Origin of the sequence: Streptomyces beijiangensis, assembly GCF_017315755.1 — a bacterium.
GTDB classification, from domain to species: Bacteria; Actinomycetota; Actinomycetes; order Streptomycetales; family Streptomycetaceae; genus Streptomyces; species Streptomyces beijiangensis.
Window position 1 is genome coordinate 1 of the sequence record NZ_JAFLRJ010000130.1, and the last position, 11084, is coordinate 11084.

10 protein-coding genes are annotated in these 11084 nt (G+C 70.8%); 4 read left to right on the forward strand and 6 right to left on the reverse strand.

Annotation, left to right across the window (positions count from 1 at the left end; genetic code table 11):
* Window positions 1-529 (forward strand): sortase family protein (locus J0695_RS14540; RefSeq protein ID WP_242552658.1); only part of this gene is annotated, 529 nt, incomplete at its 5' end.
* A gap of 13 nt (window positions 530-542) precedes the next feature.
* Here the strand turns inward: J0695_RS14540 and J0695_RS14545 are convergent.
* From J0695_RS14545 to J0695_RS14560, 4 genes are all read right to left on the reverse strand, one after another.
* Window positions 543-1721 carry a mannosyltransferase family protein gene (locus J0695_RS14545; RefSeq protein WP_372445767.1) on the reverse strand — a complete coding sequence of 393 codons (1179 nt, stop codon included), beginning with the start codon at window positions 1719-1721 and terminating at the stop codon, window positions 543-545.
* Between the two features lie 116 nt (window positions 1722-1837).
* Window positions 1838-3478: a phospho-sugar mutase gene (locus J0695_RS14550; RefSeq protein ID WP_206962452.1), complete on the reverse strand. Its 1641-nt coding sequence runs from the start codon at window positions 3476-3478 to the stop codon at window positions 1838-1840.
* Window positions 3479-3704: 226 nt separating this feature from the next.
* A complete protein-coding gene (locus J0695_RS14555) occupies window positions 3705-4514 on the reverse strand; it encodes a purine-nucleoside phosphorylase (RefSeq protein WP_206962444.1) in 810 nt (269 codons plus the stop codon).
* Window positions 4515-4617: 103 nt separating this feature from the next.
* Window positions 4618-5055 carry a gamma-glutamylcyclotransferase family protein gene (locus tag J0695_RS14560; RefSeq protein ID WP_206962445.1) on the reverse strand — a complete coding sequence of 146 codons (438 nt, stop codon included), beginning with the start codon at window positions 5053-5055 and terminating at the stop codon, window positions 4618-4620.
* A gap of 159 nt (window positions 5056-5214) precedes the next feature.
* Between J0695_RS14560 and J0695_RS14565 the strand changes: the two genes are divergently transcribed.
* Window positions 5215-6654: an NAD(P)H-quinone dehydrogenase gene (locus tag J0695_RS14565; protein WP_206962446.1), complete on the forward strand. Its 1440-nt coding sequence runs from the start codon at window positions 5215-5217 to the stop codon at window positions 6652-6654.
* A 158-nt stretch (window positions 6655-6812) separates the two neighbouring features.
* Entirely contained in the window at window positions 6813-7778 is a 966-nt protein-coding gene (locus J0695_RS14570; RefSeq protein WP_206962447.1) for a DeoR/GlpR family DNA-binding transcription regulator, read from the forward strand.
* A 200-nt stretch (window positions 7779-7978) separates the two neighbouring features.
* Here J0695_RS14570 and J0695_RS14575 read toward each other — a convergent pair whose 3' ends face one another.
* The gene (locus J0695_RS14575) at window positions 7979-9733 is read right to left on the reverse strand and encodes an acetyl/propionyl/methylcrotonyl-CoA carboxylase subunit alpha (protein WP_206962448.1); all 1755 of its coding nucleotides are present in this window, start codon (window positions 9731-9733) and stop codon (window positions 7979-7981) included.
* Between the two features lie 346 nt (window positions 9734-10079).
* Here J0695_RS14575 and J0695_RS14580 point away from each other — a divergent pair, with 346 nt between their 5' ends.
* A complete protein-coding gene (locus J0695_RS14580) occupies window positions 10080-10562 on the forward strand; it encodes a hypothetical protein (protein WP_206962449.1) in 483 nt (160 codons plus the stop codon).
* Window positions 10563-10578: 16 nt separating this feature from the next.
* Here J0695_RS14580 and J0695_RS14585 read toward each other — a convergent pair.
* Window positions 10579-11084: LppU/SCO3897 family protein (locus J0695_RS14585; RefSeq protein ID WP_206962450.1), on the reverse strand; the 506-nt coding region annotated here is incomplete at its 5' end.

The window sequence follows — 11084 nt, forward strand, 5'->3', positions numbered from 1 at the left end:
CCGCGCCACCGTCAGCGCCACTGCCACTGCCCGGCCCGCGCCTCGTACGACATCGCCCAGGACCTCCGCGCTTCCCGACCTGTCGAGCCCCGCGCCGTCCCGCACCCCCGCAGCCGCATCCCCGGCGCCCAGCGCGAGCGCCCCGCACACCGTCGCCGCGACCGGGACGGTCATCCGTATCGGCACCTGGTCGGCCCGTGTCGTCCGCGGCGGCCAGGACGCGGTCGACGCCTGCCGCGACGCCGTCCAGTGGTCGGGCCCCGACCTCGGCACCGAGAACGGCTACGCCATGCGGACCGTCGTCCTCGTCGGCCACGACTACTGCGGAGGCTTCGGCCGCTTCGCCGGCCTCCCCGTGGGCACGGTCGTCACCGTCGAGACCCCGCGCTCCACGTACACGTACAAGGTCTACGCGAACTACCTCACCCCCGGCCGCGGCACCCCCGCACACGGCCTCTTCTGGGGCGACCTCACTCTCCAGTCCTGCGTGGGCCCCGACACGGGGTTCAGCTATCTCGTACGCGACTGAGCGCGCACGCCCGTCACGGAGGCCCGGTCCACACCAGCGTCATGTACGCCCCGAGGTACGCCGAGAACAGCGCGGCCCCGCCGAGCACGACCACCAGCGTCCGAGGCCGCGCCCGTGCGAGCGCCACCGCGAACGGCAGCAGCAGCGGGAAGGCGGGCAGCAGGAAGCGGGCCCGCGGGAAGTACACGCCGCCGCTGCCCAGCACGACCAGCAGCAGCACCCCGGTGAAGACCAGCAGCGGCAGCGCCTGCCGGTCGCTCGCGCACTTCAGCCACAGCGCCGCGGACACGGCGAGGACGGCCGTCACCACCAGCAGGAACGGCTGAGGGTGCCCCTGGTAGACGAGCTGGCGGCGCACCTCGCGCAGGGTGTCGGCGCCGCCGTCCCACTGGTTCTTCCACAGCTTCTGTACGGCGAAGTAGCCGTCCCAGCGCCCGACCCTGACGCCCACCCAGGTGACGTAACCGAGCCAGCCGAGCGGGGCGATCAGCGCTCCCGCGACCATCCGCACCGACCGGTTTCCGCGCCACAGGGCGACCGCCGCGGGCACCACGACCGCTGCCGCGACCGCCAGGCCCGTCGGGCGGGTCAGCCCGGCCAGGGCGGCGAGGAGTCCGGCGTGGATCCAGCGGCCGGTGAGGACCGCGTACAGGGACCATGCGGCGAGCGCGGTGAAGAGCGACTCGGTGTAGCCCATCCACTGGACGAGGGCGACGGGCATCGCGCCCCAGAGGACGGTGAGCACGGTCGCGGTCCTGCGCCCGTACAGCCGCTCGCCGACCGCGTAGATCCCGGCCGCCGCGGCCAGCGAGCAGACCATGGCGACGAGGACGCCGATGGTGGCGCGCGATCCCGGCGTCACCCCGGCGACGGCCTTCACCAGGATGGGGTAGAGCGGGAAGAAGGCGAGGTTGTTGTTGCTCAGGTGCTGGGCGTAGCCGTGGTCGGCGATCCCCAGGTACCAGGACGAGTCCCAGGACGTGGCGAGCGCGGGCCACAGGCCGTGGTGCTTGAGGTGCGACCACAGGGCGAGCAGGACCAGACCGGCCGTCCGTACGGCGGTGTAGGCGGCCAGCGCGGGGACGGCGCGGCGCAGAAGCCCTGTGCCCCTCGCCATCGCGTGGGCACGGAGGGCGGGGCGAGAGGCGGGGGCAGTGGTCGGTTCGGTCGCCGGGGACGCGATCGGGGGCACAGCGGCTGCTCCAGTGACTCGGCGAGAGGTACCGAGTCACCCTTTCTCGGATGATCCGTAAAAGGGGTTGTCTGCTGCACCACCTGCCGTACGGGAATCACCCGAACGGGCGGTCCTCAGATCCCCGCGGCCGCCGAGAGGTCCGTCTTGACGGCAGTGAGGAGCGCGGCGGCGCGGGTGCGGGCCGCGGGCAGTGCGGTGGCGTCCGCGACCGGGATCACGACCTCCAGGTAGCACTTGAGCTTGGGCTCGGTGCCGCTGGGCCGGACGATGACGCGGGCGGCCTCCAGGTGGTAGCGCAGGCCGTCGGTGGGCGGCAGCCGGTCCGTGCCGTGGCTGAGGTCCTCTGCGGAGGTGACGGCGAGACCGCCGAGCGCGGTGGGCGGCTGCTCGCGCAGCCGGCGCATGGCGTCGGCGATGACGCTCAGGTCCTCGACGCGGACCGACAACTGGCCGGTGGCGTGCAGGCCGTGCTCGACGGCGAGGTCGTCGAGCAGGTCGAGGAGGGTGCGTCCCTCGGCCTTCAGCTCGGAGGCCAGTTCGGTGACGAGGAGGGCGGCGGTGATGCCGTCCTTGTCGCGTACGCCGTCGGGGTCCACGCAGTAGCCGAGGGCTTCCTCGTAGCCGTAGCGGAGGTTGTCGGCGCGGGCGATCCACTTGAACCCGGTCAGCGTCTCCTCGTAACCGAGGCCCGCCGCCTCGGCGATCCGGCCGAGGAGCGAGGAGGAGACGATCGACTCGGCGAAGGTGCCGGTGGCGCCGCGGCGGACCAGCTGGGCGGCGAGCAGCGAGCCGACCTCGTCGCCGCTGAGCATGCTCCATCCCTCGACGGAGCTGTCGTCCGGGACGGCGACGGCGCACCGGTCGGCGTCGGGGTCGTTGGCGACGATGAGGTCGGGCTGCGTGCGGCGGGCCGTCGCGAAGGCGAGGTCCATCGCGCCGGGCTCTTCCGGGTTGGGGAAGGCGACGGTCGGGAACGCCGGGTCGGGCTCGGCCTGTTCGGCGACGAGGACCGGCGCGGGGAATCCGGCGCGGGCGAAGGCGGCGACCAGGGTCTCCTTGCCGACGCCGTGCATGGCCGTGTAGACGACGCGGGCGGTACGGGGGGAGCCGGGGGCCAGGACCGCGTCCGTACGGGCGAGATAGGCCTCCAGGACGTCTTCCCCGAGGGTCTCCCAGCCGCTGTCGGGGCGCGGGACGTCCGCGAGGCGTACGACGGCGTCGATCTCCGCGGCGATCTCGATGTCGGCGGGCGGCACGATCTGCGAGCCGTCGCCGAGGTAGACCTTGTAGCCGTTGTCGCGGGGCGGGTTGTGGCTGGCGGTGACCTCGACGCCGGCGACGGCGCCCAAGTGCCGGATGGCGAAGGCCAGTACGGGGGTGGGGAGCGGGCGGGGCAGCACGGCTGCGCGCAGGCCCGCGCCGGTCATGACGGCGGCGGTGTCGCGGGCGAAGTCGGCGGACTTGTAGCGGGCGTCGTACCCGACGACGACGAGGCCGCCGGCCTGGCCCTGCGCCTTGAGGTACGCGGCGAGGCCGGCCGCTGCGCGGATGACGACGCTGCGGTTCATGCGCATGGGGCCTGCGCCGAGCTCGCCGCGGAGGCCGGCGGTCCCGAACTGCAGGGTCCCGCCGAACCGCGACCCGAGCTCGTCGAGGTCCCCTGCGTCGATGAGCTTGGCGAGCTCGTCGCGGGTGTCGGGGTCGGGGTCCTCGGCGAGCCAGGCCTTGGCCCGGGTGATCAGGTCCTGCGTCACGGGTGGTCCGCCCTTCACGTCGTACGTCTGCATGTTCGGGTCCGCCTTCGGCGGGCAAGCGACCTTCGGCCGCTTCGTCCTCAATCTCCCCCAAGCTCTTAAGGAGCAGGGGGGACCCCCTCGACGGGCTTGATAAATCAAGCCCGTCCGGCGATTGAGGACGTCTTTTGAGCCCCTCCGGCGATTGAGGAGCGGGGTCTGGGGCGGAGCCCCGGAGGAGGCGCGCCTAGATGCGGTCCAGCACCCGGGTCAGCAGCTCGCCCATCCGCACCGCGGAGTCCCGCCCCGCCTGCAAGACCTCTTCGTGGTTCAGCGGCTCGCCCGAAAGCCCCGCCGCCAGGTTCGTCACCAGCGAGATGCCGAGCACCTCCGCGCCCGCCTCGCGCGCGGCAATCGCTTCGAGCACGGTCGACATGCCCACCAGGTCCGCACCGAGGATCCCCGCCATCCGGACCTCGGCAGGGGTCTCGTAGTGCGGGCCGGGGAACTGGGCGTACACGCCCTCCTCCAGCGAGGGGTCGATCTCCTGGCACATCGCGCGCAGCCGCGGCGAGTACAGGTCCGTCAGGTCCACGAAGTTCGCCCCGATGATCGGCGAGGTGGCCGTCAGGTTGATGTGGTCGCTGATCAGCACCGGCTGACCGGGCCGCATCCCGGGACGCAGCCCGCCGCAGCCGTTCGTCAGCACGATCGTCTTGCAGCCGGCCGCGACAGCCGTCCGCACGCCGTGCGAGACCGCGGCGACGCCCCGGCCCTCGTAGAAGTGCGTGCGGCCGAGGAAGACCAGCACCCGCTTCTCGCCGATCTTGTACGAGCGGATCTTGCCGCCGTGGCCCTCGACGGCCGGCGGCGGGAACCCGGGCAGCTCGGTGACGGAGAACTCGGCGTCGGGCGCGCCGAGCGCGTCGACGGCGGGGGCCCAGCCCGAGCCCATCACCAGGGCGACGTCGTGCGACTGGGCGCCGGTGAGCTCGCGCAGTCGGGCGGCCGCGGCGTCGGCGGCGGCGTGGGGGTCCGGGATAACTGATGCGTTCACGCAGATGAGGGTAGCCGGTCTCGCCCTACGCGCGTAGATGACGGTCCTCACGTACCTGCGGCGATCACCTTGGCGGATCACCCAAACGGGGTGGCGTGCGGCCTCAGCAGGGCCGCTTCCGCAGCTCCATCACATAGTCGTGGGGCGCCCCCGCGGACTCGGCGGCGTCCGCCAGCTCGCCCAGGTAGCGCGCGGAGGGCAGACCGCCCTCGTACCCGTTCAGTACGTACATCCCCGCGGGCTCCTCACCCTCCAGGGTGTCCACGCGGACCCGCATCCGCCGGTAGATGTCGAGGCCGACACCCTCCCAGCGGTCCATGGAGTCCTCGTCCATCGGGGCGATGTCGTACAGCGCGACGAAGACCTGCGAGCGCGGGGCCTCCACGACCGTGCAGAGCGCGCCCTCCCAGCCCATCTGCTCCCCGCCGAACGTCAGCCGCCAGCCGCTGAGCCAGCCGGTCGAGCGCATCGGGGAGTGCGGGGCGCGGCGGGACATCAGCCGCGCATCGAGGTTGCCGGCGTACGCGGCGTAGAGCGACATGGTGTCGAGGGTACGACAGAGGCATTAGCCCGCCCCGGGGAAGAAGCATGTTGAAGCGTGCGGGACAATGGAGTACGTACTGCATCTCCCGGGGAGCGACCCCCGGACCCCCGGCCGGGCGGGCAGGCGCGCCGGGGTTGGCGACGCGAGGGACTTTTAGTGACCCGGATCGTGATCATTGGCGGCGGACCCGGCGGGTACGAGGCGGCCCTGGTGGGCGCGCAGCTCGGCGCGGAGGTGACCGTCGTGGACTGCGACGGTCTGGGCGGGGCTTCGGTACTGACCGACTGCGTACCGTCGAAGACTCTGATCGCGACGGCCGAGGTGATGACGACCTTCGACTCTTCGTACGAGGAGTTGGGCATCCTCGTCGCGGACGACACGCCGCCCGAGGAGCAGTCGGCCCGTGTGGTCGGTGTCGACCTCGGCAAGGTCAACCGCCGGGTGAAGCGCCTCGCGCTCGCCCAGTCCCACGACATCACCGCCTCCGTCACCCGTGCGGGCGCACGGGTCATGCGCGGCCGCGGCCGGCTCGCCGGACAGCAGGCCATGGACGGCTCCCGCAAGGTGATCGTCACGGCTGCCGACGGTACGGAGGAGACGCTCGTCGCCGACGCCGTGCTGCTCGCCACCGGCGCGCACCCCCGCGAGATCCCCGACGCGCTCCCCGACGGCGAGCGCATCCTGAACTGGACGCAGGTGTACGACCTGGACGAGCTCCCCGAGGAGCTCATCGTGGTCGGCTCCGGTGTCACGGGCGCGGAGTTCGCCGGCGCCTACCAGGCACTCGGCTCCCGCGTCACCCTCGTCTCCTCCCGCGACCGCGTGCTCCCGGGCGAGGACCCGGACGCCGCCGCCGTCCTGGAGGACGTCTTCCGCCGCCGCGGCATGAACGTCATGGCCCGCTCCCGCGCCGAGTCCGCCAAGCGCGTCGGCGACCGGGTCGAGGTCACGCTGGCCGACGGCCGCGTCATCTCCGGTACGCACTGCCTGATGGCCGTGGGCGCCATCCCCAACAGCGCCGGGATGGGCCTGGAGGAGGCCGGGGTCAAGGTCAAGGAGTCCGGGCACATCTGGACGGACAAGGTCTCCCGTACCTCCGCCCCCGGCGTGTACGCGGCCGGCGACGTCACCGGCATCTTCGCGCTGGCCTCGGTCGCCGCCATGCAGGGCCGTATCGCGATGTACCACTTCCTGGGCGACGCGGTGCAGCCGCTCAACCTCAAGACGGTCTCCTCCAACGTCTTCACCGACCCCGAGATCGCGACCGTCGGCTACTCACAGGCGGACGTGGACGCGGGCAGGATCGACGCACGTTCGGTCAAACTCCCGCTGCTTCGTAACCCCCGCGCCAAAATGCAGGGCATCCGCGACGGCTTCGTCAAGATCTTCTGCCGTCCCGGCACGGGGATCGTGGTCGGCGGATGTGTGGTTGCCCCTCGTGCGAGCGAACTGATCCACCCCATCTCGATCGCGGTCGACAACAATCTGACGGTGGAACAGATCGCAAACGCCTTCACCGTGTACCCGTCTCTGTCGGGTTCGATCGCAGAGGTGGCACGGCAGTTGCACACCCGGAAGTCCGCAGGCGAGGCCTAGGAAGGGTCCCGAGGGGGCGCATCCTAGGCGCGTGGCATGGGCGCGTGGCCTGTGCGGCAACGCGCCGTATACCACCCGGCAACCCGATCTGGGCACAACTTCTGTTATTCGGCGCAAACTGCTGAAAAGAATCGGCGCGTCAGGTTACTGTCAGTTTCGTGTTCGCTGCAGAACGTCGCCAATTGATCCTCGAAATGGTGCGTGCCAACGGGGCAGTTTCGCTCCGTGAGCTCGCCCGCGTCGTCCAGACCTCCGAAGTGACCGTACGGCGGGACGTGCGGGCGCTGGAGGCAGAAGGACTCCTAGACCGTCGCCACGGCGGGGCGGTGCTCCCGGGCGGATTCACGCGTGAATCCGGCTTTCCGCAGAAGTCACACCTCGCGACCGCGGAGAAGACGGCCATCGCCGACCTCGCCGCGTCCCTCGTCGAAGAGGGCGAGGCCATTGTGGTCGGCGCCGGCACGACCACGCAGGAGCTGGCCCGCCGGCTCGCGCGGGTTCCCGGCCTGACCGTCGTCACCAACTCCCTTCTCGTCGCCCAGGCGTTGGCCCATGCCAACCGGGTCGAGGTGGTGATGACCGGCGGTACGCTGCGCGGCTCCAACTACGCCCTCGTGGGCAGTGGTGCCGAACAGTCCCTCCAGGGCCTGCGGGTCTCGCGCGCCTTCCTCTCCGGAAGCGGGCTGACCGCCGAACGAGGCCTCTCCACCTCCAACATGCTCTCGGCGAGCGTCGACAGGGCGCTGGTACAGGCCGCGGCCGAGGTCGTCGTCCTGGCCGACCACACCAAGCTCGGCACCGACACCATGTTCCAGACAGTGCCGACCGACGTCATCACCCGTCTGGTCACCGACGAGCCGCCCGTCCACGACGACCGTGCGGCAACGGAGTTGCAGGCCCTGGCCGATCAGGGCGTGCAGATCACAGTGGCGGGCCCCAGCGCGTCCACCTCCGGAAACAACGACCAGTCCCCGGCGGGGCGACAGCCCCGCCGGGACATGCCACTCCCGGGCCAGCGCCGCACAACACCCGGCTCCCCGTCGCCGCTACGCAACGCAACGGCGTCCCTGGCAGAGCAACAGGCAGGCGAGCGGGCACGCGTGGCCGAGATGCGCCGCAGATGAACCGGTTGGGCCTATTTAGCCCGTCCGGCGATTGAGGACACGCGACCGAAGGTCGCGTACGGGGGTCTGGGGGCGAAGCCCACAGTCTCGGGAAGGGGCGGGTTCGGGGACTCTGCCCGCGCAGCGACAAGCCGCTGAACGCCAAAGACCCCGCCGAACCAACTCGACGGGGCCCTCGCGCGCACGTAACGGCGCCGGTGTCAGTCCTTGATCTCGCAGATCGTCGCGCCGGAGGTCAGCGATGCGCCGACCTCGGCCGCGAGGCCCTTGACCGTGCCCGACCGGTGGGCGTTCAGAGGCTGTTCCATCTTCATGGCCTCCAGGACCACGATGAGGTCGCCCTCCTTGACCTCCTGGCCCTCCTCGACCGCGACCTTGACGATCGTGCCCTGCATCGGGGAGGCGAGGGTGTCGCCGGACGCCGCCGAGCCCGCCTTCTTGGCGGCCCGCCGCTTCGGCTTGGCTCCCGCAGCAAGTCCCGTACGGGCCAGGGTCATTCCCAGCGAGGACGGGAGCGAGACCTCAAGACGCTTGCCGCCGACCTCGACGACGATCGTCTCGCGGCCGGACTCGTCCTCGTCGGCGTCTGTGCCACCGGGGGTGAACGGCGGGATCTCGTTGACGAACTCGGTCTCGATCCACCGGGTGTGGATACGGAACGGGTCGGACGTGAACGCCGGGTCCACCACGACAGCGCGGTGGAAGGGAATGGCGGTGGCCATGCCCTCGACGTCGAACTCCGCCAGCGCACGGGCGGCGCGCTGCAGCGCCTGCTCACGGGTGGCGCCGGTGACGATCAGTTTGGCGAGGAGCGAGTCCCAGGCCGGGCCGATGACCGAGCCGGACTCGACACCCGCGTCCAGGCGGACACCGGGACCGGACGGAGGCGCGAAGTTCGTGACCGTACCCGGAGCGGGAAGGAAACCGCGGCCCGGGTCCTCGCCGTTGATACGGAACTCGAAGGAGTGCCCGCGCACGGCCGGGTCCCCGTAACCGAGCTCCTCGCCGTCCGCGATGCGGAACATCTCGCGGACCAGGTCGAGGCCGGTGACCTCCTCGGTGACCGGGTGCTCCACCTGGAGACGGGTGTTGACCTCCAGGAAGGAGATCGTGCCGTCGACACCGACGAGGAACTCCACGGTGCCGGCGCCGACGTAACCGGCCTCCTTGAGGATGGCCTTGGACGCGGCGTACAGCTCCGCGTTCTGGGCCTCGCTCAGGAAGGGCGCGGGCGCCTCCTCCACCAGCTTCTGGTGGCGGCGCTGCAGCGAGCAGTCACGGGTGGAGACGACGACCACATTGCCGTGGGTGTCGGCCAGGCACTGGGTCTCGACGTGCCGGGGCTTGTCCAGGTAGCGCTCGACGAAGCACTCGCCGCGGCCGAACGCGGCGACGGCCTCGCGTACCGCCGAGTCGTACAGCTCGGGGATCTCCTCCAGCGTGCGGGCCACCTTCAGACCGCGCCCGCCACCGCCGAAGGCCGCCTTGATGGCGACCGGCAGACCGTTCTGCTCGGCGAAGGCCACGACCTCGGCAGAGCCGGAGACCGGGTCGGGGGTGCCCGCGACCAGCGGGGCGCCCGCGCGCTGGGCGATGTGACGGGCGGCCACCTTGTCGCCCAGGTCGCGGATGGCCTGCGGCGGCGGGCCGATCCAGGTCAGACCCGCATCCAGTACGGCCTGCGCGAACTCGGCGTTCTCCGACAGGAATCCGTATCCGGGATGGATGGCGTCCGCGCCGGAGTCCTTCGCGGCCTGCAGCACCTTGGCCATGTCGAGATAGCTGCTCGCCGGGGTGTCACCGCCCAGGGCGAACGCCTCGTCGGCCGCGCGGACATGCAGGGCGTCGCGGTCCGGATCGGCGTAGACAGCTACGGATCCGATCCCGGCGTCCCGACAGGCCCGGGCGACGCGGACAGCGATTTCGCCACGGTTGGCGATGAGGACCTTGCGCACGATGGCTCCCTCCAAGAAACAAGCTGAGTTTAGGGACTGCCGACACGGCCGGACGACCCGTCCCCAAGGGTGAGCTTGCCCACACACAGGGTGACTCGAGGCCCACTCAAGGCGCGAAATCCCTTGTCGCACCACGGTACGCGGGGAGACTGGAGCCCACAGTAACCCCGCTGTGTGGCCTAGGTCTCTGTCAGCCGGGCCAGCGCCGGGAGGCGATTCTTTGTCGAGTCCCTACGAATGGCCGAATGATTCTTTGCTGCCGTCAGAACCGTTGCCCATACGCCTACCCATTAGTAGCCTTCGCGATGTCAGACGTACTGGCGGTAACGGACCGAGGGTGGGGGCCATGGCACGCAAGCCGGTGGCATGGACGGGCGCGATACTTCTCTTCCTGGAAGCGCTCGGAATCGCATTCGTCAACTGGGTGCTCGGCAGGGTCGCCGACAACCAGCACATGTCCCTCGCGGGCATCGACCCCAAGGCGATATCCGTCGGCGCATGGATCATGGGCGGCCTGACGGGCATCTATCTGGTCCTCTGCGGAGTGGTCCTCCTGAGGATGGCCCTGCGCGACCGCGCCCCCGGCCTCCCCGGCCGGATTCTCCTCATCACCTGCGCGGTGGTGCACGGGGTGCTCGGCGCGCTGACGGTGGGCCTGGTGGGCTGGCAGGCCTTCGCGTTCATGATGCTGGTCCTTGGCATGATCGTCTTCAGCCTGCTGATGTACGACCGCGAGAACGGGGCCCCCGCGGGCCCGGCGGACGAAGCGCCGCCCGCACCGCCCGCCTCGCCCGCTCCGGCCGCGAACGGCGGCCCGAGCCCCGCCTGACGATGCGCTCGCTCCGCTAGCCCTTGTAGATCATGGTGCAGAGCACGGCCGTGCCGTCGCGGATCTTCCACACCCAGTACCGGGTCTGGTCGCCGCCGCTCCGGGAGCAGATGCCTGCGGTGATGGCGCCCGAGTGCTTGTAGACCCCGGTGATGTGCATGATCTGGTTGTACGCGATCGGGACCTTCTTGTCCGTGCAGTTCACGGCGGTCATCGGCCCGAGCGAGATCTTGTCGCCGGTCTGCTTGCCGAGGACGCAGTAGTTCTTGTGGTAGATCCGGGTGAGGCAGAGCGTGGTGCTCTCACCGGACGACGCGGACTGGTACGACCAGGAGGACTTGTCCGTACCGGTCGGGCAACTGCTGCTGGACGAGGTGACCTCGGTGACGAACACGAGCGCCTTGCCGGTGTCGCAGTCGGAGGTCGGGGCCGGGGGTGTGTCCGAGCTCCACTCGACGGTGCCGCTGCCGTACCCGGTGTCCCAGACGGGCAGGCACTTGCCTGCCTTCACCGCCTTGAAGG

Coding starts and splice junctions, on each gene's coding strand:
- J0695_RS14580 (WP_206962449.1), top strand. CDS start 10,080: ATGGCACGCAAGCCGGTGGCATGGACGGGCGCGATACTTCTCTTCCTG.
- J0695_RS14560 (WP_206962445.1), bottom strand. CDS start 5,055: ATGTCGCTCTACGCCGCGTACGCCGGCAACCTCGATGCGCGGCTGATG.